This window comes from Cohnella sp. CFH 77786, assembly GCF_019400745.1.
Classification (GTDB): domain Bacteria; phylum Bacillota; class Bacilli; order Paenibacillales; family Paenibacillaceae; genus Cohnella.
This window is the reverse complement of the sequence record NZ_WJIB01000005.1, coordinates 246,754-268,373: the sequence shown is the minus strand read 5'-3', so window position 1 is coordinate 268,373 and position 21,620 is coordinate 246,754. Positions and strand designations below refer to the sequence as shown.

Here is a 21,620-nt window from a genome sequence, read left to right as displayed (position 1 = left end):
TTAGTCAAATATTACTAGTTCATTTGATGCGGAAATGCGAAAATAGATTCTCGTATTCACTTCGTCGTTGATCCGACCTTCCTTACTGCGAACGACGCCGGTCATATGCGAATGCGAATACTCCCCCTCTCGTACTTGACAACATAAGGTTTTGGGGCCACGTTAATTAGGTAGCTGATGTAAAACGAAGATTTCCTTCGTCTTATAGGTGAAGGGAGGAAACGCAATGGACGAGCGAATTCCCGACCGGTTCCATGCGCTCTTTCGGGAGCATTACCCGTCGGTATTCCGTAAAATCGCCGCATTGGTGCCGGACCGGGCTGCCGCCGAAGACTTGGCCCAGGAAGCGTTTCTCCGGCTGTATCGGAACCCGCCGGACGACTTGCACCGGATCGGACCTTGGCTGCATGTCGTGTCCACTCGGATCGCCTTCGACTATTTGCGGAATGCGGGCAGACGCGAACAACTGCAGGAAAAGGTAGAACGACGCGCGCTGACGGCAGCCCGATCCTATCCGTCGAACGAACAGATCGCCATCGCCAACTGGGAGCGTCAAGTCGTCAAACGCGTGCTCGCCAAATTGTCGGAACGCGACCGACAGGCGCTGTTGTTGAAGGAAGAAGGCTATTCGCACGCGGAAATCGCGCAAGCGCTTGGAGTGAATCCGAAAATCGTCGGCACCTTGCTCGTGCGTGCCGCGGAACGTTTCCGGCGCCAATGGTCGCCGGAGGAGGAGGCAGAGTCATGAATGATAACGAAATCGATATCGAACGGGCATGGGAAAGGTTCCGGCGCACCGTTGCAACTGAGACGGTCCCCGCGGTGTGGCTGGCGGCAGAGACAGCTGGGGATTCCGCCGAACGGTCGGAAGCGGCAACCGCCCGCCCCGCGGCCGGTTTGCCCCTTCAACCGATGGAGCGTACGGCGCCGATGCCGGAGCCCGCGGCGTCCTCCTTGGCAGATGAACGTTTGGTGTTCCGCGTCCGAAGGCGCCTCCTGATCCGGCGGGCAGGCATGCTCGCCACGGCAGCGCTGCTGTCGGGACTGCTTCTGTTCAGCCCCTGGGGACGCGGGGTGATGGCGGAAATGCTGCATACGTTCCGGGTTCAGAAGCTGGAAGTCGTCGATTTGAACGATTCCGATTTGATAAGGCTGCGCGACGCTCTGTCCCAAGGGATCGACGGCACCGCCCGGTTCGATTTAAGCCGCTATGGAGAGCTGGAACAGCAAGGCAGCGGGAAGGAACGGAACGTGACCCGGGATGATGCGGTTGAACTTAGCGACGGACATTTCAAAACATGGCCGGCAGCTGGAACGGATCGCTCCGCAATCGTTTACGAACCGGAGCAGCAGCTCGTGTTCCGGTTGCACGCCAAAGAAATCAATCGGCTCGCGGTCATCCTCGGGGGCAAGGAACTCATCCCGGCTTCGGCGGACGGTAAACCGGTTACGCTGCGGATCCCGGGAACGTTTCGAACGGAAGCGGCCGTTTCCTCCGACGGCTCCGTCCGCAAGGTACTGTTTCAGTTGCCGGTTCCGAGCCTCGACGTCCCGAAGGATCTCGATGTCGAACAAATCCGTCAAGCGCTGCTGGCGTTGCCGCAACTGCCCGATGATCTGAGGACCAAGCTGGCCGCGATTTCGGACTGGCAACACACGCTTCCCATACCGTCCGGTGGCGGAAGCATCAAGGCCCTTCAACTGAACGGATTGGACGCGGTCCTGTCCCGTCTCGAATCCGGCCGCGCGATCGTTTGGCTGCAGGACGGCTGGTTGTACCGATTGATCGGCTCCTCATCCGTATACCCGGACGATGAATCGATCATCTCCGATGCGAAAGGGTTGATCGGTTCATGATTCTGGAAACGAGCGGCTTGTCCAAGGTGTACCCTTCCGGCGTCGGGTGCCGGGACATTTCCGTGCGAGTGAAGCAAGGAACCGCGTTCGGGCTGCTCGGCCCGAACGGCGCGGGAAAAAGCACGTTCGTGAAAATGATCGTCGGCTTGCTCAAGCCGACATCGGGCTCCGGCGCGGTAATGGGAAATCCGATCGGACGAACCGAAGCGCGGCGGCACATCGGCTATTTGCCCGAGTTGTTCCGTTTCCAGGATTGGCTCACGGCCCGCGAGGTTCTGGCGTTTCATGGCCGGCTCGCCGGGCTGTCGGCTGCGGCAAACCGCTCCCCCGGGCAGCAGCGGAGAATCCGCGAAGTGCTGAGCCTCGTCGGCTTGGACGGCCGCGGCGACGACCGGGTCCGGCATTTTTCCAAAGGAATGCAGCAGCGACTCGGCATCGCCTGCGCCCTGCTGACGGATCCAGAGCTCATCATTTTGGATGAACCCGCTTCCGCACTGGACCCTATCGGCCGATTCGAAGTTCGTTCGCTGCTCCAGGAGCTGCGCCGTCAGGGAAAAACCATCTTTCTGAACACCCACTTGCTGGAAGACGTCGAGGCGCTGTGCGACGAAGTCGCTTTCGTCTATCATGGCAAATTGAAAGCCGTCGGTCCGCTCAGAGATATCATCGGCTCGACCGGACGTTGGGAAATCTCCGTCGGAGGGTGGCTGCCGGGGCTGCTGGAGGAAATCCGGGGGGCGCTGATTCCGGGAACGGAGCTGCACGTGCGGGAAGAGCGGCCCGACGGTTCGGCGGTATTGACGGCGGTTGTCCGGGAGCGCGAGCAAGTCGGTTGGATCAACCGGCTGCTGTCGGAATTGGAGTTGACTCTCTATGAGGTGCGTCCGGTCACGGAAAACCTGGAGCAATGGTTTCTGTCGCTGGCCGACGGTAAGGAGGACACGCCGTGCTGATTTGGATCGGTTATGCGGGCAACGAGTTGCTTCGCCGCAGAATTTTGCCGGTCACTCTCGCGCTGACCGCGCTGTTCCTCGGCTTGATCGGCTTCGTTCTGCACCGGGTGGCCGGCGCGGGGGACACGGAAGACATGTCGCTATTTTTCCAGGCCGGAACGGCGATGGTGCTCGGGCTGTACTTCGCCCAGCTGCTTAGCGCATTTTTCGTGCTGTTTTCGACGATGGGCACCATTTCCGGAGAAATCGAAAGCGGCCTGATGCTCGCCATGCTTGCCCGTCCGATTCCCCGCTGGAAAATGTATTTGGGCAAATGGCTCGGATTCGCCTTCTGGTGTCTGCTTTATCATGCTTTGCTATTCTGGAGCATCGTGATTCTGGTTCGAGTTTTCCTGAATGCCCCATTACTGCCTGACGCTGTCTGGAAGGGATTCGGGCTGTTCGAGTGCCTCCCTCTTCTGCTGCTCGCGCTCTCCTTGCTCGGTTCAACGGCTTTGCCGGCCATCGGCAACGGGGTCGCCTGCGCCATGTTGCTCGGACTCAGCATGTTCAGCGGGCTGCTCGAAAACGTATTCGACTCCTCCAAGGCACACGCCGGCATTTCCAACTTCGCCTTCTATGTCTCGTTGCTCATGCCGTCCGACGCGATTTTCCGGCGCATGATTTACGAGTTGCTGGGGGGAAGCGCTTTGCCTCTGACGCCGGAAACGGATAAGATGATGGGGCCGTTTTCGTCGATGGGTCCCTTCTCGCTAAGCAACCTGCCCAGCGCCGCTTTCGTCGTCTATGCGGCCGTTTATTTGGTTGCGCTGGTAGCTTGGGGATGCGCCCGATTTCAGCGCAAAGATATCGCGTGAAAGCGGAACCTTAGCCTCGGTGCTGATACTTTCTGTACTCGTCCGGGGTGAGACCGAATCTGCTCTTGAATACGCGGTGGAAATATTTCTCATCCTTGAACCCGGTTTTTGCAGCGATCTCATACACTTTCAGGTCGCGGTGCTCGAGAAGCTCCGCAGACTTCTTGAGTCTGACCTCGGACAAATATTTCGTAAACGTCACACCGAGGTGATTTTTGAACAGCATGCTCAAATAATTGGGACTGAAGAAGAAGCGGGCGGCTACCGTTTCCAGCGAAAGCTCCTCCATATTCCTGGATCGGCTGATCCGGATCGTTTCCATAATATCCAAAAGATATTCGAATCCGAGTAATCCGTTTTGGGGATCCAGAAGTTCGGATTCTGTCCGAAGGTGTATTTTTTCGTAACCAGATTGACCGAAAACATATCCTCCGAGGAGGGAAAGTATTTTTGCAGGATACGGGTAATCTTACGGTCATTCTCGTTGTTATGGAATTTTTCCGCCAGATTTGTTGTATTAAAAAAATCATAGAGGTCTTCGTCCAGATGCATATTAATGGCGCTTTGTTCCACCCGGGCCAATATGGCGTCAATGGATTGATTGCTCATCTTGACAAGTCCGAGCGAAGTTTCGCTTGCGTTCTCGAGGATGACGTCCGAACTTTTCGCGACATAACCGACGCCCATGATCGTAAGCGATAGAATGATCAATGCGATATAGGAGTAAGTCAACCTTGCCCGTAAGCTCATTTCTAATAAAAGCGTTTTCATTCTTCTAAATGGTTAATCCCCCAGCTATCTACCGATTATTTACAAAGTATTCGATAACCACCTCGCGGAATTCCAGAGCAGCCCGTGAAAGGTACCGGCTTCCGTGCCGCAATAATGCAATTTTTCTTACCAATTCCTGTCCCTCTACTTCGAGATAATGGATGGAGTCGCGCGAATTCCTCGCCGTGCTTGGCATGAAGGCAATGCCGATTCCGGCTTCCAAAAGATAGCTTAGCCTTGCCGGTTCATTTCCTTCATACACATATTTAGGAAACAATCCAACCGATTGGCATACGGAGTCCACTAAATCGCGCGTTCCGTGGCCTTTCTTGACACCGACAAACCATTCATCCTTGAGTTCGGTCAAGGATACGCTGCTTCGGCCTGCCAGCCGATGCCCCATCGGAACGGCTACGAGGATGGGGTCGAGGAACACGATTTGACATTCGATGTCATCCTCCTCTATAGGAGGCGAGGACAAGCAGAAATCGACCTCCCCCCTGTGGAGAAGCGAAACCATTTCCTCCGTGGTCAACATTTGCACGAGAAATTGGATATGAGGCCGCTTTTTTCGAAACTCTCGAAGGATATGGGGCAGCGTGCCGGCGGTATTAACGGCCAATTTGAGCGTACCATGCTCCGGACTGGACAGATCGCGAATCTCTTGCTTCCCCTGCTCCAGTTCAAACAAAGCCCTTTCCGCTCGGCGAAGGAAGCTGTTTCCGAACGCGTTTAATCGCAGCTTCCTCCCTACCCGGTCGAATAGAGGCACACCCAAATCCTCCTCCAAGCGCTGAATCGTCTTGCTTAGCGAAGATTGAGTCACGTGCAGACTTCGCGCCGCTTCGGTTACGTGCTCCAGCCGAGCTACCTCGAGAAAATATTGCAGTTGCAACAGTTCCATTTTGCACGCTCCTCATTCCCTCAAGTCAATGAAATCATAGCACAAAATGCGTTGGAGTAAATATCCAATTTCAAGTATGATGACCTCAACGACGATGCGGGGGGACTTGAAAATGGGTGTTCGCAGCAGGTGGTTGATGATTTCCGTTGGACTGGGGATTCTATTAAACCCATTGAATTCTTCGATGATCGCTGTTGCTCTTCCCAGGCTGCAAAATGCGTTCCGACTCGACTTTACCGTTGTTTCCTGGATCGTTTTCAGCTTCTACATGGCAAGTTCGATCGCTCAACCCGTCATGGGAAAGGCCAGCGACATATTCGGCCGCAGGAAGATATTCCTCACGGGGCTTGTCGTCGCGTTCGTTGCCTCTTTATGGGCTCCGTTTTCTCCCAACTTTACGTGGCTTATCGTGTTCCGTATCGTGCAATCCATCGGAACCGGCATGATGATTGCGGTTGGAATGGCCATCGTTCGAGTTCATATTACCGAGAAGCAAGCGACCGCGCTGTCCGTTTTGTCCATTTTCCAATCCGGAGCGGCAGCGATGGGACCCTTTATTGGCGGCGTATTGATTCACTGGTGGGACTGGCCCGCTATTTTTTTCGTCAATATTCCGTTCGTGGCGGCGAGCTTTATCTTCTCCTGGAGAATGATTCCTAAGGAAGAAACGCCAGCATCCGTTGTACGCCGAGCTTCCTTGCGCAAATGGCGGGAATGGATGGATGCGTCAGGGATCCTGCTATTCGCAGCGGGTCTGACTGCCTTGCTAACTGGATTCCTCTCGGCAAAATCGTCCGGGTATTTTTCGTGGCGGCATATGATCGTCGGGTTGATCGGCCTCGTGCTGCTTGCGGCTTTCGTACGACATGAGTTAAGAACGACATCGCCGTTCATACCTTTGCGCACATTCGCGAAACATCCTGAGATGACTTGGGTCAATGTCGGATTCATGCTCGCAAACGTGCTTTTTTACTCGCTTTTTTTCGGGCTTCCGTTCTACTTGCAAACGGTACGTCATGTCAGCGGGATTCACACGGGGATACTGATGCTAAGCTTAGGCTTGTGCTCGCTCGTTGCTTCTCCGCTGGCAGGACGATGGATCGACAAATCAGGCCCCAAGCCGGCGTTGCTCTTGTCCGCAATTCTGATGACATTGGGGTCTGCATGGATCGCGACATGGAATCCATCTTCCCCGGTTATCAGCGTTTGTTTAGCTTTAGTTGCATTTGGTATTGCCAACGGTTTGAACAATGTCGGAATGCAAGCGGCCTTGTTCAAAAGCACACCCAAAGAAATCATCGGCGTAGCATCCGGATTATTCAGTACGTCAAGAAACCTGGGAGCTATTCTCTCTTCGTTGTTGACGGGCCTCGTAATGGGGGGGGATTTCAGCTTCGGAGGTTTCCGATGGCTGGGGATCCTTCTCACGATTCTCGCATTGTCCTTAATCGTGATTCACAATCGATTATTTCCCGTTTTGTCTCGGGACGATGGCTACGGTACAGCGTGAGATGCAAATCAGCCGGTTATCTTCATCGGTGATCCGGATATCCCAAACCATGGTTGTGCGACCTTTATGGAATGGCGTTGCGGTCGCCGTCACGATTCCGTCCTTCTTGCTTCGAAGGTGATTCGCGTTAATTTCCATCCCTACGGCAACCTGTGTCTCTTTGTCGATCTGATGGTAAGTGCCTACGCTCGCAACGGTTTCAGCCAACGCAACCGAGGCGCCGCCGTGGAGTACGCCGAAATATTGACGTGTTGCCGCATTCACCGGCATGGTCGCCACCACGCAATCGGGCGTGACTTCGATCATTCTCATGCCGAGCGCACCGAACATCGTATTTTGGTAATGCTCCTCATCCTGCAGCAAAAAGCGTTCGTGGTTGTGCTCCATTTCGTCTAAACTCCCTTTTCTATTGCGTAGATAAATGATAAGAATGGCTTTCATTCCATGATGCCCAAACGTGTCGAATAACGCAAGTACTTGTAGTTGCACGTTACCTGCCATGTTCTCGACAGCAACATAAAATGAAAAATCCGCGCAGCGCGCGGATTTTTCATGATCGTACGGCAGCTTAAGAACCGCCTAAACGACTGATCTGCTCCATCATCTCCGTCAGGCCGGTCAGCGTTTGCACCATCCCGGACTCCCGAACCGCCTGTACCGCCGGGATATCCTCCAGCAATCCGCTCAGAACCTGATCAATCTCCTTTTGTAAGGCCGCGTTGTATTCCTGAAGCTTCGTATGGACTTTCGCTGCAATTTCAGGCGCTTCCAGCGCATTGAAGTCGGCCGCCCTCGTCTTCATGGCCTCAAGTTCCGAGACCAGCTTCTCCTTCAGCTCAGGATCTGTCATCGCCTCCTGTGCCATGTCGGGCAGTCTCCGTGCAAACTCGCCTGCCTCCTCTACATACGTTGCAGCTTCGCCGGCATAGTTCACCGATCTGTCGATTTGCTCGACCGCCGAGCATCCCGTCATGATCGCCGTTACCACTAGAATGAGCGCAAGTTTCATTTTCATGGACAGCATCAACCCCCTTACTTAGTTATACTCCGCGCAACCAAACCACGTTTCATGAATATCCGAACCCAGCGGAGTGAACCTAACAAAAAACGGCATCCCCCGCGTTAGGATCGGGAAGATGCCGCCGCTTAAATATTCATTCCACGCGGTCATAGAATCGATGCCATTCCTTGTTGCCTCTGTTAACCAAGTCCGCGATCGTGCGCTCAATGACCGTATAAATGGCTTTGCGGAAAAACAGGTCCTCCTCGCGAATCGCCGCTTCTACTTCGCCTTTTGTTTTTTCCTTGTTCAGGCTGCGAACACCGACCTCGATCCGGTGCTGCTCCTCGTGCTCGTCCACCAGATCCAGCAAGTGATCGAAAGCAAGCAACACGTCTTCATGTCCCGCAAGCTTATTTTCTTTGACCAGCAGTTCCTTGAAATTTTCGATGCTCTTTCGCATGCGACTACCTCCTTCAGTCTCGAATTCGCCGTTATGTACCTATTATTTTCATACGCAACGGAATTTCGCAAGCGGATGTTGCGTTCCGGAAAAGTGCAGCGAACGATCGTCCGGAACGGATTTCACCCCGCGCCGCGACAAGAAAGAGACGGCCTCATTCACAGGTCGTCTCTTCTGTCAGATTCGTTCTGAAGTTCGGGATCCAAAACATCTTTGGATAAGCCCTCATCCGCTTCCTGCTTTTCATCTAACCGCACCGTGGCTATTTTAACGATCGTCGCGGCATGGTCAGGGTCCTGCAGCATGGATGCCGGCTCGACCGTTTCCGGATCCGCCGTGGAACCCTGACCGTCAATGCCTTCTGCAGCTGCCCGATCAAGGAGCGGAGCTTGCTCAGCTTCGATACTCCCCGCCTGTTGCTGATCGGTTTTGTGGAATTCATCCAGCCAATGAAGCTCCGATACATTTGGATTATGGACGTAATAAATCTGCCGGCGGTTTTTGAACCGTTTGGATTTCCTTTTTCTCATGTTAGATCCTTTCGTAAGCAAATCTGGAGTATCGTATGCACTCACCAAATAAAGCGTGATCTCACGAATACCGGACAGGTGAATGCCCAAAGTGCCTCTGAAGCGGTCAGATGTCTCTGTCTCTTGCTATGCTTTCCACATAAGTTGGATGGATTATCATCACAGGGAGGATGAAGCATGGGAGTAAGCCCGCTTTGCCGGAAATTCGCCGCCATTCTTGGAGCTCAACCTATGGTGATCAACGGGGTATGCACGGCTTCAAGAGTCAGAAACAACATCAAGCCGACGATTTTAGGCAAGCCTTCCAAGTCGTTTCTGGCCATTCCTCAAGCATTCTCCTTCGAAAGCATAGGTCGGGACGGGAAAGCTTTATGTCTGGGAGAAACCGTGATTCTGACCGGCGAGATCAACCGTTTTATTACGAAACTGCGTGAGCATGGCATTCTGGTGACGGCTCTGCACAACCATTGGCTGTTCACGAATCCGAATATTTGGTACATTCATTTCGAAAAAAAAGAGCGTCCGTTAACTTTTGCCCGGGAAGCAAGGGATGCTTTGGATGTCTTGACGACCAAGATCGTTCGTCCTCGGATCATTCTCAAAAAGTAACAAAGAGAAGAGTCGGCCGCTTCAGCCGACTCTTCGTGTTTTATCCTTCGATTCCGCTGTGAAGGATTTCCGCCTATCTGAAAGCCTCGTAAAGCTCGGTTCCGAGCCAGAATCCTAACAGAAGCCAGACGGCAACGATGAGTGCGCCCGCGATCCAGTTTTTCGGTTTTCCGCCCGAACGGATTTCTTCGGCTTTGGCTCGGCATTCTTCAATAACGGCAGGCGGTATCATTCTTAAAGCCAGAGCGATGCCCAGGGGAACCAAGATCAGATCGTCCAAGTATCCCAAGACGGGGATGAAATCGGGGATCAAGTCAATGGGGCTGAACGCATAGGCTACGACGCATACCGCAATACATTTGGCGAACCAGGATACTCTCGGATCTTGATAGGCCAGGAACAGGACGAAAAGATTCCGTTTGATTTCGCGCGCCTTTCTTTGCAACTTGTCAAACGTACGGGAGTCGCTCATCTTGCACCTCATCAAAGTGATCTGACTCCAGTATAGCTCACATTTGCAAGCGGCTGTTATCCGTTTATCACGATTCCTCCGTTCAGGTGCAGGAAATGCCCGGACATATATGACGAGTCCTCCGAGGCGAGAAACACATAGGCCGGTGCGATCTCGCGGGGTTGACCCGCCCGTTGCATGGGGGTTCTGGCCCCCCATTGGGCGACCTGTTCCGCGGGAAACGAAGCGGGAATCAGGGGTGTCCAGATGTTCCCGGGGCAAACTCCGTTTACTCGAATTCCACGGGGGAGCAACGATTTGGAGAGGGATCGCGTAAAGGCGACGATGGCCCCCTTGGTGGCGGAATAATCCATCAGCTGCTCGTTCCCCTCATAGGCGGTCAGAGATGCGGCATTGATGATCGTGCTCCCGGGTCTGAGGTGCGGCAGTGCGGCTTGGGTGAAGTAGAAAACGGAGTAGAAATTGGTTCGGAACGTTTTTTCCATTTGCTCGGCCGTGATATCTTCCAGCCGATTCTGCACATGCTGCTCCGCCGCATTGTTCACGAGGATGTCCAATCTGCCGTATTCCATTACGGTCTGTTCTACGGCGTGCCTGCAGAAATCCTCCTCACCAACGTCTCCCGCGATGCACAGACAACGCCTCCCCTTCCGTTCCACGGCTTGTTTCGTCTCTTCCGCATCCGAGTGCTCATTCAAATAGACGATGGAGACGTCTGCGCCTTCCTTGGCGAAAGCCACCGCGATCGCGCGTCCTTGCCCGCTGTCTCCCCCGGTAATGATCGCGACCTTGTCCTGCAGTTTCCCGCTCCCGGAGTAGCGGGAATCATCGAACTCCGGCCTTGGCGTCATCCGCGACTCGATTCCGGGCTGTTGATCTTGATGCTGAGGGGGAAAAGGCGGCATTGGCGCGGTTTGCGATAAAGTTGACATCACCTTGATCTTCTCCTTAATTCGTTTTCGGGTAGCCGGGGTACACCGCCTGAGCCGCAGGGACATCCAGCAGCACGGGGCGAACGCTCGTCAAAGACGTCTGCAGCGCCTCTTCCAGTTTCTCCGGGGATTGCACCCGGAGGCCGTCCCATCCGCAGGATTCCGCTAGCTTTACATAATCCGGGTTGACGATATCCGTTCCTTCCGGACGCAGTCCCTTCTTCTCCATCTTGTTGCGTTCCATTTGCAAGGTATCGTTACGGAAGACGATCACCGCGATCGGCAGCCGATACCGCGCGGCCGTCAACAGATCGGCCATCACCATGCCCAAGCCGCCGTCCCCCGTCAGACAGAGCACCTGCCGGTCCGGATAACAGAATTTTGAAGCCATGGCTGCGGGAAGACCGAATCCCATCGTTCTCCAGCGGCCGGACAGAAGGACGTGCTGATGCTTGGCGCGGAAGTTGCGGAGAAACCACAACGTGGAGTCGCCTTCGTCCAAAGCGATGATCGCATCGGGCGAAACCCGTTTCTCGATCGCTCGAACGATTCGGGAAGGATGAAGCGGGAACCCCGGAACCTTCCCTTCCGCTTCGTTTTGATCTTCCCAAGTCCGCTTGCATTGTTCGATTTGAAGGACCCACGCGGGGTCCGAACGTTCGCGCTGCATCGGTATCGCGAGCTGGTCCAGGATCTTCCGGATGTCCCCGACGAGGCCGCATTCCGCGGGTATGCCGATCCCTAGCTCCTGCTCATGCCGGACAATGCGGATTACTCGCGCCTCCGACGGGGTGTCGCTTTCCGGCCACCAGGAGGTTCCGATCGCCAGCACGGCATCCGCTTCCCTGAAGCGCCCCGGAAGATACGGGTTTCCGCCTTCGCCGAGCCCTCCCAATCCGAACGGAAAATCATCGGGGACGACTCCCTTGGCCCCGTACGCGAAGGCAATCCCGCACCCCCAAATTTCGGCCAATCGCATCATCTCCGCCGCCGCGGGTCTTGCTTGGTTGCCAATCAACATCATGGGACGTTTAGCCTGCCGCATGATGCCAAGCGCTTGTTGAACCCGTTCCCGGCACGGCACGCCGCCCGATGGGACGATCGGTTCGTATGGCCGGCTCCGAATCGGCATCGTGAAGAGATCTGCCGGAAGGGTCAGATGCGATACTGTCTCCATCGCCATCGAAGTTTGAATCGCCGTCGACAACGCAGGCATAACCGCTTCGGGATGAACGACCAATTGCGTATATCCCGTCAATGCGCGGACAAGCTCCTGCTGGTTGATGAATTGCTTGTAACTCGTGCCGATTTGGCTTAGAGGGGCTTGTCCAGTAATCGCAAGAACAGGACAACCGTCCAGATAAGCGTCGCCCAAACCGTTCAACAAATTCGCGAGGCCCGGCCCCATCTGCGCGGCGCAGACGCCGAGTTTTCCCGTGCATTTGGCTTCTGCCGATGCCATCATGGCGGCAACCGACTCGTGTTTGACCGAAATAAACCGAATCTCGTTCTGCTTGGCGATGGCATCCATCCATCCGAATATCGCGTCTCCGACGACCCCGTATATTCGTTTGACTCCCCATAAACGGAGCTGTTCCAGGATGGCTTCGGAGACGGTCGGCATCTGCTGGGCTCCCTCCGATCCATTTTGATCTAGGGTGGCTTTTCCGGTTATGGACTATTCTTGCATATGGATATCCATTCCCAGGAATACTGATCCGTATGGCAACCAAATCAGGATAAGCGGATGGTGAGCGCATTGGGTTGGAACGGTTGGACACTCGACCGGGTGATGATATTCGCGTTGGGCTTGCTGTTTCTGGTCATTTTCGTCCAAGTGACGTTATTTCATTACCGTCAGAATTTCCGGCATTGGTCCATGTGGATCCCCGTGATCGCGACGCCGGTGTTCGGTCTCGGTTTGATTCTTTTTGCTTTCTATCACGCAGCATGGCTGGTAAGCGCGCTGACCGTGCTGCTCTCCGTCGGAATCGCGGCCGGCGCTTACGGTTCCTATATGCATGTTCAAGGAGTCGGGGAACGAGTCGGCGGATTCGAGCTGCGCAATTTCATGATCGGCCCCCCGCTTACGCTGCCCGCCCTGATTTCCGCCATCAGTCTGCTCGGGCTAATCGCATTATATTGGAGGTAACGCTCATGCCGGAATATCAGACGCATTATCCTGATTTCGACGTTCTGCGGCAAGAGGAGCATTGGGATCCGCATACCCGGGAAATCGTCACGAAACGCGTAAAGACGGAATTGTTCCTTCCTTATCGCTTTCTTACCCAGCAGGAGGGAGAGACGTTATTTCGGTTGTGCTCGTTCCTCCTTGGCGATGATCGCCATCCCGTCATTTCCTATGTCGTTCATCATTTCGATTCCGTCTTGCAGGCCGGAATAGGCGAGTCCCAGCGCAAAATCGGTGTGCCGAGGATGACCGTTCTCCTCCGGGACGGCTTGGCCTGGTTCGATCGATTCTGTGGCGAGCGGTACGGCGGGGAGTTCCTAAACTTGAAGGAAACGGATCAACAACTGGCGTTTGGCCAGCTCATGCAGGACAACGTCTTTATGCAATCGGGGAACCAAATTATCCCGGTTAAGGAGTGGATCGACAAGATCTTGGAGCAGGCCGTGGCGGCTTATTATTCGCATCCGGCTGTCTGGTCGGAAATCGGCTACGCCGGTCCCGCCTATCCGCGCGGGTACGTTCGTTCGGAGATGGGGTTAACCGATCCGTGGGAGGCAAGGCGAAATGGCCAATAGCAAAGATAAGGTTACGCATCATGCGGATCATTACCGTGATCATCGAAGCGGGAATCTGAACCATAGAAAGTATCAAAAAGAGGCGGATGTCTGTATCGTGGGAGCCGGAGCGGCAGGAGGCGTGCTGGCTTACGAGCTCAGCAAGGCGGGATTGAAGGTGGTGGTCATCGAAGCCGGCCCGTTCTGGAATCCGCAAACGGATTTCGCCAGCGACGAGCTGTCGATGACCCATCTGGGCTGGCAAGACACGCGGATCGTCAGCGGAAACGACCCGCTGCAGCTCGGCCACAACAATTCCGGCAGAGGCGTCGGCGGGGGAACGACCCATTTTACGGGCGTGTTCCTGCGTTTTCATGAAAGCGATTTTCGAACGCAAACGGAGGACGGCGTCGGGGAGGATTGGCCGATCGCCTATCAGGATCTGGCGCCTTATTACGACAAAATCGAAAAAGACATCGCCGTATCCGGTCCGAAGCATTTTCCGTGGGGTTCCTATCGCGGACCCTATCCGTATCCGGAACGCGAGCCCCTCAGCGCCAACGCCGAAATGTTTCGCGTCGGCTGCGAGAAGCTCGGCATACGCAGCGTAGTTGCTCCCCTCGCCATCAATTCCGCGCCGTTCGACGGACGCCCCCCTTGCATCAACCGGGGGTTCTGCAATCAAGGATGTATGCCGAACGCGAAGTTCAGCACCTTGATCCACCATATCCCGAAGGCGATCCAGCTGGGCGCCGAAGTGATCTCCGACAGCATGGTAACGCAAATTCTGACGAACGAGGATGGCCGGGTGACCGGCGTGACATTCGTGCACGAGGGGCACGCGTACGAACAGAAAGCGCGCATCGTCATTCTGGCGAGTTATGTCGTGGAAACGCCCCGATTGCTGCTGCATTCGGCCAATGCCCGCTTCCCTGACGGATTGGCCAATTCCAGCGGTTGGGTAGGCAAGGCGATCATGCCGCACAGCAGCAACGACGTGTACGGCAAATTTCCGGAAGAAATCCGTCTGTACAAAGGCACGCCGGTCTTGGCCACCACGCAGGATTTCTACGAAACCAATCTGAATCGAGGGTTTGCGCGCGGCTACACGCTGCATGCTCATGGATCGCGTCCGGTAGAAATGGCCAAGGGGATCTCCAAGAATGCGAAGCTGTGGGGTTCCGAATTGCGCCAAGCCATGGTGGACTACAACTTCTATGGCAGGGTGACGCTGGTCGGCGAAGTGCTGCCCGATCCGGCCAACTGCGTCAAGCTTGCGGAGGAGAAGGACGAATACGGCATGCCCTTGGCCCACGTCTCATTTAGCTACGGCAGTAATGATAAACGATTGATCGCCCATGCCGTGGCCAAGATGAACGAGATTATCGAAGCGGCCGGCGGCACGCCGGCGTTCGTCACCGACGATACGGCCCATTTGATGGGCGGATGCCGCATGGGCAACAATCCGGACACGTCCGTGACGAACAGCTTCGGCCAAACCCACGACATTCCGAACCTGTTCATCGGCGGCGCCAGTCTCTTCGTCACCTCCGGCGGCGGCAATCCGACGAATACGGTGATGGCGCTTGCCGCGCGTACCGCCGACTATATCGTCGAACAGATGAAACAACAAGCGCTCTGAAGCGAAAAGTTGACGCTGCACCCCCCGAAAAGCTTGATCGGTTTCGAATGAGTATGGAAATACCCATCGAGAGCAAGACGAGCCGATCACCGCGATCCATAGTCAAGTAAAAGGGGCGATCATCGATGAACTTATCCAATTGCAGAGGCTGCGGAAAGCTGCAATTGCGCAACGCGGAAGCGCTCTGCCCCGATTGCTTTCAGCAGCATCTGGCGGACAGCCGCAGGGTCAAAGCTTTTCTCGTCAACAACCCGGGGGCTTCTTTAATCGATTTGGTGCGGCATACGGGCATTTCCTTGAAAAAAGCGAAAGAGCACGTTCAATCGTAAGAAGACCTGGCATGACGAAAGCCTAGATCGTCGATTTCCAAAAGTCGGGTGGCTGCAAGGGGGCGGCAAGTCGCTCCGCAGCCCCTGGCGTCTTCCTCCCGCTTCCTGGCAATCATTAGAACTCACTCAACTTATCTATTGCTTGTTGTTCCGTCGGCAAGAAATAGATATCTTTTCCGTTGTTGCTTTCATAGATGAAATCCCGAAGGCTTTGACTCGGGTGGGCGGATAAATCCCCTACAATGGCAATCTTCACACGATAATTGATGAACTTCTGCAAGATTTCGCCTGCTAAGCCCGTTTTCAAATCGAAAAAATTCTCGCTGATCAGGGATTTGGGAATGACGATCCGATCGCAGCCTGTCTCATAGCTTGCGGTTGCTATCAGATCCAATGCGGACTGCACGTCTCCGATGACGATTTCGCTGCCGCTCACCACGGCAATCGTCCCTCCGCCTTTATCGATCTTCGTGATCTTCAAGAAATCCCTCCTCAGGAAGTATCACAAGATCCATATATTACCATAATTTTTTCTTGTTGTCAAACGGGAAAGGGAAGCCGCTGACGCTCGGCTTCCCTCTAGATACGGTTGTTTATGAAATGTATCGAGGAATATCCTGAAGATCCCGATAAACGATTTTGCCCATTTCCGTCGCAACCCTCACCATTTCATCCGCGCCTTGAGACGGGCCTCCCACGCGAAGAACCGCATCGCAATGCTTCAAGAGCCGAAGGGAGGAGGGATGGAAAATGCGGTTAAAGATCTCGTCTCCGATCTTCTTCGATCCTGCTTTCTCGATCAGAGGAAGGGCGTACCATTCGCCAAGCACCGGCAAGTGACCTGCCTCGTATACCTGAAACGCAATTTCGTTCATGAAATCCATGTTTCGACGTATCCGTTCCGGATCGTCCCCGGTCCCCGATCGATAAGGTCCGGCAATGAGGATTTGCTGTTGTTCGCAAACAGGATCAAGCAGGCGGCTCAGAAGAGCGTATTGGAGCAGCATGATCGTTTTCGCGTCTTTGATTTCCCCGTTTTCGATCATCTTCAAGGCCTGTTGCAAGGGGTATTCCAGCACTTCGATATGTTCCTGCTCGTCCTCGACCCCGCCGCCTTCTCCCACCTTCATGGCTGGCGTGTACTCCGCCACGAAAAAATGCAGAATCTCCGTTACGGAGCCTGGCGACATATACGCTTCGCCGATTTTCCGCACGTTGTCGACCCTGTACCCCGTCTCCTCTTCCGCTTCCCGGCGGATGCTGTCTTCCGCGCTCTCCTTGTCCAACAAGCCGGCACAAGCTTCAATCAACATTCCCGACTCGTTCCCGTTCAGATACGTGGGAATCCGGAACTGCCGCGTCAAAATGACGGTTTGCCTTTCCCGATTATAGAGAAGGATCGTCGCCCCGTTCCCGCGGTCGTATGATTCCCTGGACTGGCTTACCCAAGAGCCGTCCTTCGCTTCGCTCATGTAAGTGATTTTCTTCAGCACATACCAGTTGTCGGATAGAATTTCCTCGTTCACGATTCGAATCTTCGGATTCAAACTGGTTCTCCCTCCTTCGTCATGGATTTCAGTATACGGGGTTACGTTACGTTACCTGCAAGCACGGATTTTCGAGCACGGAAAAAACCGGAGTCCGAGGTGATCCGGATGCTTCCTTCGAGGTTCAGCTTGTTTTGAAGAAATGAGACGAAAGACTTCAGCTTGGCTCCGGACAGTTTGCTTCTCGCATTCATGGGCGTGGAGGTCATATAATTGATCAGCAGACGGACGTCGTTTACGATCAAGTGATCTTCATATCTGACGGTTTTCACATCCGTGAATTCCTTGGCCAGCAATTCATGGCCGTGGTCAAGCTCGAATCGTTCCATGATCGGATCCAGCACCTTGATCTCGGGATCGAAGGCTTGCGCGATTTCTTCGATTTCCCGCAAGTGAGCCCTGCTCATGGCGGATGCATAGAAATAGGCATTTGGTTTCATCACGCGGTAGATTTCGGAGAGCGCCCTTGGAATATCCGGCACATGATACAACATATGATTGGCGATCACCATGTCGAATTCTTCGTCGTGAAACGGAATCGACTGAACGTCGGCGATCATGAACCGGATGCACCCTGTCGCATCGCGGAGATGGGTTCGAGCTTCCTCAAGCATGCCGGGCGATAGATCGGAGAGCGTGATTTTCCACGATTCGGGGATTCGGTTCGCATTTTTCGCCCACAAAGTCCCGTCACCGCAACCGAGTTCCAGAACCTTGAGATTCGGGCTGCTTTCTAATTGTTCGAAAAACCATCGATGCCACCCTTGTTCGTTCACGCCGCATTGATCGTAGAGTTCGATCCTCGTTTGCAGCCGGTTTGCCGTACGGTACTGTTCCACCCAATCCTTCTCGATATGTACCGCATGAATGAGCTCTGTCAATGCCTTCCAATCTACGTCTTCTTCCCTGGCAGGCATTAATTTCACCATCGCTTCATGGATCGCTTTGAGTACGAACTGCAGATCAGCCGCCTTCTGCAACAGGATCTCCCTTTGCATGCTTAACGAACTGCGCAGATCCTGTTCCTGGATTCGGCTATCCTCTACGATTTTCTTAATGTCGTTAAGCGATAAGCCGATATGCTTCAAGGTTTGGATTTTCTGCAATTTGATCACATCCGTCCGATTATACAACCGCTGGGACGATGGGCCGTAACCGGAAGGCTTCAATAACCCGATTTGATCGTAGTATCTTAACGTTCTTAGGGTCAGACCGGTCTGTTTGGCGAGCTGGCCCGTCGTGAAATCTTCTCCATTCCGCTTTCCGGATTGCATGGTTACCCCCCTTGTAATTTGACAAGTCATTGTAATATTTTATATGGTTAATTACCCAGCTGTTCGAATCCGAGGTTGTTTCCTCCACCTAAGTCCGTGTATACTGACTAAGCAACGTGCAAACATATGTTTGCCTAATGCCGAACTTCTTCGTCAGTCATGGAGGGAATTATGAAAGGTTCTACGCATCTTGCCATTGGCGCGGCCATCGGGACTGCCGCAGCGTTGTTCTTCCCGTTTCAACCGGAACACGCAGCTCTCTATCTATCCGTCTCGACTTTCTCGGCCTTGGCTGCCGATTTGGACGGTACCAGCCTGTTAAACGGCAAGCTGGGGCAAGTATCCCGTTGGCTTCGCGGCTCGGGTCTCTGGATCGGATTGCTCCTTGTCTTCGCAAATTCGTATTTGTATGTAACCGAGGACCGGTTTTACCCGTCATTCGCCGCGATCTCCGTCACGATCCTGTTGCTGGGCCTCGTCACCTCGCAGGGCACGATCAGAAACGCGCTCGTCAGTCTGATCGGGATCGGCCTTCTTTACGCCGGTTGGCAAACGCACCAAACTTGGCTTCTGGAGCTCGGCGCTTTCGTCGCCTGGGTTCCTTGGCTCAAGCACCGGGGGATGACGCATACGGTCTGGGCGCTTGTCCTATGGGGGCAAATCGGTTGGGAGCTGCAATACCAGCTTAAGATCGATGGCATTATGGCCACCGCGATTGCAGGGTACGCTTCCCATCTTCTCGCGGACTCCCTGACCCCCCAAGGCGTCAAATGTTTCTATCCGCTCATCAAGAAATCCATCAAACTCATCCCCAGATAACCGATCGAATGAAGCCCGTTTGCATCAAAAAGACGCTTCCGATGGAAGCGTCTTGATCATTCGGGAAGATTTGTTCGTTCTATGGAGCATTTCAATTGATACGAGGTATTTTCGTCTTTCCTAATATGAATATAAACCAGCCGTAATCATAAGTCTATATTTTCATTGGAAATGGTTCTAAAGTTTTGGGGGCTCGGCCGGGAAGTTTGCGATGACGTGGGTATATCTTCTCTCTGATGCTGCGCATGTATATCGCCTTTAGATTACGAAAAAAGTTGATTATGGTATAATCTTGTCAACTTTTTATCGAAAGAAGGCCTCTTATGCGGTTGCGCATCAAACGGGACTTTCGGACAATCTTCGCTGCAATCGTGCTTTATATGATCGCCTTTTACGCTTGGAATCTCTCTTTTCCCGTAGAATCCCGCCTTTGGGAGGTCGGCGACGACACATTCGCCGCGCTCGGCTCCCTCGCTGCCGCGGTCTGGTTGACTCGGTGCAGCCGAGCCTGCGAGCCGTCGGAAAAACGTTTCTGGCGATACGTGACGTACGGGGCCTCGCTTTATTTTATCGGAGATGCGATATGGTTCGTGCAAGAAGCGCTGTGCGATATGGAAGTCCCATACCCGGGTTCGCCGGACTTTTTTTACTTGCTGTCCGCATCGTTTTTCGTCTTCGCGTTTATTCTGAAAATCGTCCCGCGCGACAACCGGCTCAGTTCCACCCCGCTGTTCGACATCGCCATCATCATGACCGTGGCCGTCAGCCTTAGCTGGGAGTTCATCATCAAGCCGATCTTCCTGCAGACCGGCGGCGTCAGGTCCGCAGCGCTCGTCTCCCTCGCCTATAATGCAAGCGATCTGGCCCTGCTCTTCGGCGCGCTCTGTCTGTATTGGGTGCTGGATAAGGTCCGGGACAAGAAAGCGATGCTTTATTTCATTATCGGCATGATCCTGCAAATCGCCGCGGATTCCGTTTATTATTCTCCTTTCGCAACCGAGAACGAATGGATCTACGCGATCATCGATCCGTTTTATACGTTCGCTTTGCTCCTGATCGCCTATGGAGGTTTCGTCAGCCGAATCTCGGAAGGGAAAAACGAAGCGCGGCGCAAAACTTACGATGGAGCGCTGCGACTGGCCCTCCCCTATGCGACGATTCTGATTCTGCTGGCGATCTTGCTCCTGCAACAGAATCAGCTGAGCGCCGTCATGGGGGGATTCGCGGCGTCCATCATGCTGATCGTTTTTCGCCAGCTCGGCAGTTATCGGGTCAAGCTCAAGGATGCTTCGGAGGAACTCCGCAGCACCCGCAAATATTTGGAGTCCTTCGTGAACCATACGTCCGACGCCATCCATGTCATGGACTTGCAAGGCAACGTGCTGCAAATGAACCGCGCTTTCGAAACGATGTACGGCTGGAGCGCGGAGGAAACGTTAGGCAAGCCGTTGATGAACGTACCCGGATGGCTGGAGCGGGAATACGAGGAAATCTTGACGACCATCTGCCGCAAAGAATCCGTGACGGATTACGAGACGATCCGTAACACGAAGAACGGGCAGTTGATCGACGTCAGCATCACGATCTCCCCGATCCGGGACCACAAGGACGCCGTCGTCGCCATCGCTTCGATTAGCCGGAACATCACCGCGCGCAAACAAGCCGAAGAAGCATTGCGGCAATCGGAAAAGCTGTCCGTCATCGGCCAATTGGCTGCCGGCGTCGCTCACGAAATCCGCAATCCGCTGACGACGCTCAAGGGATTCGTTCAACTTCAGATGAATGGCGTCACGGTGCGGGAAGACTCTTTGGAGCTGATGCTCTCCGAACTGGACCGGATCAACCTCATCGTCAGCGAGTTTCTCGTCTTGTCCAAACCGCAGGCGGGTCATTTTCAAGCGGCGGATCTCAAGTCGATCTTGGAGGATATCGGAGCGTTTTTGCAGCCACAAGCCATCTTGCACAATGTAACGTTCAACATGGCGTTCGCTCCGGAAGTGCCGCCCGTTCACGGCGAGATCAACCAGCTGAAGCAGGTGTTCATCAACGTGATCAAAAACGCGATCGAAGCGATGCCCGGAGGCGGCACCGTGACGATCGGGCTGCTTGGCGAGACGACCGGCCGTGTCGTCGTTCGTGTCGCCGATCATGGATTCGGAATCCCCCAAGAAGCGCTGAACCGCCTTGGGGATCCTTTCTTCACGAGCAAAGAGAACGGAACCGGTCTCGGACTCATGGTCTCGAAGCGGATTATCGCCAACCACAGAGGATCGATATCGTTCGACAGTAAACCGGGTCAGGGCACCACCGTCGAAATCCGGCTGCCTGCCGCCCGGAATTGACAAAAAAAACAGCCCCACATTCATGGGAGCCGGGCAACAGCGTATCCGCTTCTGCCTGATAAAG

24 protein-coding genes are annotated in these 21,620 nt (G+C 54.2%); 12 read left to right on the top strand and 12 right to left on the bottom strand.

Features of this window, described 5'->3' with window-relative positions:
* Positions 1-226: 226 nt before the first annotated feature.
* The 4 genes from GE107_RS10335 to GE107_RS10320 are packed head-to-tail and all read left to right on the top strand — an operon-like array spanning position 227 to position 3,667.
* Positions 227-748, top strand: coding sequence for a sigma-70 family RNA polymerase sigma factor (locus tag GE107_RS10335; RefSeq protein WP_219639620.1), 522 nt, complete (start codon positions 227-229; stop codon positions 746-748).
* A complete protein-coding gene (locus tag GE107_RS10330) occupies positions 745-1,857 on the top strand; it encodes a hypothetical protein (RefSeq protein ID WP_219639618.1) in 1,113 nt (370 codons plus the stop codon). Before GE107_RS10335 ends, GE107_RS10330 begins: the two co-directional genes overlap by 4 nt.
* Entirely contained in the window at positions 1,854-2,810 is a 957-nt protein-coding gene (locus GE107_RS10325; protein WP_219639616.1) for an ABC transporter ATP-binding protein, read from the top strand. The genes GE107_RS10330 and GE107_RS10325 overlap by 4 nt, the downstream gene beginning before the upstream one ends.
* Positions 2,804-3,667: an ABC transporter permease gene (locus GE107_RS10320; protein ID WP_219639614.1), complete on the top strand. Its 864-nt coding sequence runs from the start codon at positions 2,804-2,806 to the stop codon at positions 3,665-3,667. The genes GE107_RS10325 and GE107_RS10320 overlap by 7 nt, the downstream gene beginning before the upstream one ends.
* Positions 3,668-3,677: 10 nt before the next feature.
* Here GE107_RS10320 and GE107_RS10315 read toward each other — a convergent pair whose 3' ends face one another.
* Together GE107_RS10315 and GE107_RS10310 are read right to left on the bottom strand one after the other, a co-directional pair.
* Positions 3,678-3,989 (bottom strand): helix-turn-helix transcriptional regulator, encoded by a 312-nt coding sequence (locus GE107_RS10315; RefSeq protein WP_255570391.1) that lies wholly within the window; start codon positions 3,987-3,989, stop codon positions 3,678-3,680.
* Positions 3,990-4,466: 477 nt separating this feature from the next.
* Positions 4,467-5,342 carry a LysR family transcriptional regulator gene (locus tag GE107_RS10310; RefSeq protein WP_219639611.1) on the bottom strand — a complete coding sequence of 292 codons (876 nt, stop codon included), beginning with the start codon at positions 5,340-5,342 and terminating at the stop codon, positions 4,467-4,469.
* A 112-nt stretch (positions 5,343-5,454) separates the two neighbouring features.
* Here GE107_RS10310 and GE107_RS10305 point away from each other — a divergent pair, with 112 nt between their 5' ends.
* Positions 5,455-6,852, top strand: a complete 1,398-nt coding sequence (locus tag GE107_RS10305) for an MFS transporter (protein ID WP_219639609.1) — start codon at positions 5,455-5,457, stop codon at positions 6,850-6,852.
* On the opposite strand, the gene GE107_RS10300 is transcribed toward GE107_RS10305, so the two are convergent.
* The 4 genes from GE107_RS10300 to GE107_RS10285 all read right to left on the bottom strand — a co-directional run bounded on the left by GE107_RS10300 (position 6,808) and on the right by GE107_RS10285 (position 8,845).
* A complete protein-coding gene (locus tag GE107_RS10300) occupies positions 6,808-7,239 on the bottom strand; it encodes a hotdog fold thioesterase (RefSeq protein WP_219639607.1) in 432 nt (143 codons plus the stop codon). The genes GE107_RS10305 and GE107_RS10300 overlap by 45 nt on opposite strands.
* A gap of 181 nt (positions 7,240-7,420) precedes the next feature.
* Positions 7,421-7,867 (bottom strand): DUF6376 family protein, encoded by a 447-nt coding sequence (locus GE107_RS10295; RefSeq protein ID WP_219639606.1) that lies wholly within the window; start codon positions 7,865-7,867, stop codon positions 7,421-7,423.
* A 139-nt stretch (positions 7,868-8,006) separates the two neighbouring features.
* Complete coding sequence (locus GE107_RS10290) at positions 8,007-8,315, bottom strand: hypothetical protein (protein WP_219639604.1); 309 nt, start codon at positions 8,313-8,315, stop codon at positions 8,007-8,009.
* Positions 8,316-8,473: 158 nt separating this feature from the next.
* A complete protein-coding gene (locus GE107_RS10285; RefSeq protein ID WP_219639601.1) occupies positions 8,474-8,845 on the bottom strand; it encodes a hypothetical protein in 372 nt (123 codons plus the stop codon).
* Between the two features lie 177 nt (positions 8,846-9,022).
* On the opposite strand from GE107_RS10285, the gene GE107_RS10280 reads away from it, so the two are divergent.
* Positions 9,023-9,454, top strand: coding sequence for a DUF1259 domain-containing protein (locus GE107_RS10280; RefSeq protein ID WP_219639600.1), 432 nt, complete (start codon positions 9,023-9,025; stop codon positions 9,452-9,454).
* A gap of 73 nt (positions 9,455-9,527) precedes the next feature.
* Here the strand turns inward: GE107_RS10280 and GE107_RS10275 are convergent, their stop codons facing one another.
* Genes GE107_RS10275 through GE107_RS10265 form a run of 3 tightly spaced genes read right to left on the bottom strand, consistent with a single transcriptional unit; the run spans position 9,528 to position 12,482 of the window.
* Complete coding sequence (locus GE107_RS10275) at positions 9,528-9,926, bottom strand: YkvA family protein (RefSeq protein ID WP_219639599.1); 399 nt, start codon at positions 9,924-9,926, stop codon at positions 9,528-9,530.
* Positions 9,927-9,982: 56 nt separating this feature from the next.
* Positions 9,983-10,858, bottom strand: coding sequence for an SDR family oxidoreductase (locus tag GE107_RS10270; protein ID WP_219639598.1), 876 nt, complete (start codon positions 10,856-10,858; stop codon positions 9,983-9,985).
* A gap of 16 nt (positions 10,859-10,874) precedes the next feature.
* A complete protein-coding gene (locus GE107_RS10265) occupies positions 10,875-12,482 on the bottom strand; it encodes a thiamine pyrophosphate-binding protein (protein ID WP_219639597.1) in 1,608 nt (535 codons plus the stop codon).
* Between the two features lie 123 nt (positions 12,483-12,605).
* Here GE107_RS10265 and GE107_RS10260 point away from each other — a divergent pair, with 123 nt between their 5' ends.
* The 4 genes from GE107_RS10260 (at position 12,606) to GE107_RS10245 (ending at position 15,574) form a co-directional block, all read left to right on the top strand.
* Positions 12,606-13,010, top strand: a complete 405-nt coding sequence (locus GE107_RS10260; RefSeq protein WP_219639596.1) for a hypothetical protein — start codon at positions 12,606-12,608, stop codon at positions 13,008-13,010.
* Between the two features lie 5 nt (positions 13,011-13,015).
* Entirely contained in the window at positions 13,016-13,624 is a 609-nt protein-coding gene (locus GE107_RS10255) for a gluconate 2-dehydrogenase subunit 3 family protein (protein WP_219639595.1), read from the top strand.
* Positions 13,614-15,245 carry a GMC family oxidoreductase gene (locus GE107_RS10250; RefSeq protein ID WP_219639593.1) on the top strand — a complete coding sequence of 544 codons (1,632 nt, stop codon included), beginning with the start codon at positions 13,614-13,616 and terminating at the stop codon, positions 15,243-15,245. Before GE107_RS10255 ends, GE107_RS10250 begins: the two co-directional genes overlap by 11 nt.
* Positions 15,246-15,370: 125 nt before the next feature.
* Positions 15,371-15,574 carry a hypothetical protein gene (locus GE107_RS10245; RefSeq protein WP_219639592.1) on the top strand — a complete coding sequence of 68 codons (204 nt, stop codon included), beginning with the start codon at positions 15,371-15,373 and terminating at the stop codon, positions 15,572-15,574.
* Positions 15,575-15,689: 115 nt separating this feature from the next.
* Here the strand turns inward: GE107_RS10245 and GE107_RS10240 are convergent, their stop codons facing one another.
* The 3 genes from GE107_RS10240 to GE107_RS10230 form a co-directional block, all read right to left on the bottom strand.
* On the bottom strand, positions 15,690-16,055 hold the full coding sequence (locus GE107_RS10240; RefSeq protein WP_219639591.1) for a DUF4180 domain-containing protein: 366 nt from the start codon (positions 16,053-16,055) through the stop codon (positions 15,690-15,692).
* A gap of 112 nt (positions 16,056-16,167) precedes the next feature.
* Entirely contained in the window at positions 16,168-17,121 is a 954-nt protein-coding gene (nudK, locus tag GE107_RS10235; RefSeq protein WP_219639590.1) for a GDP-mannose pyrophosphatase NudK, read from the bottom strand.
* Positions 17,122-17,162: 41 nt separating this feature from the next.
* A complete protein-coding gene (locus GE107_RS10230) occupies positions 17,163-18,395 on the bottom strand; it encodes a MerR family transcriptional regulator (protein WP_219639588.1) in 1,233 nt (410 codons plus the stop codon).
* A 171-nt stretch (positions 18,396-18,566) separates the two neighbouring features.
* Here GE107_RS10230 and GE107_RS10225 point away from each other — a divergent pair, with 171 nt between their 5' ends.
* Positions 18,567-19,214: a metal-dependent hydrolase gene (locus GE107_RS10225; protein ID WP_219639586.1), complete on the top strand. Its 648-nt coding sequence runs from the start codon at positions 18,567-18,569 to the stop codon at positions 19,212-19,214.
* Between the two features lie 323 nt (positions 19,215-19,537).
* Positions 19,538-21,556, top strand: a complete 2,019-nt coding sequence (locus GE107_RS10220) for an ATP-binding protein (protein ID WP_219639584.1) — start codon at positions 19,538-19,540, stop codon at positions 21,554-21,556.
* Positions 21,557-21,620 lie beyond the last annotated feature (64 nt).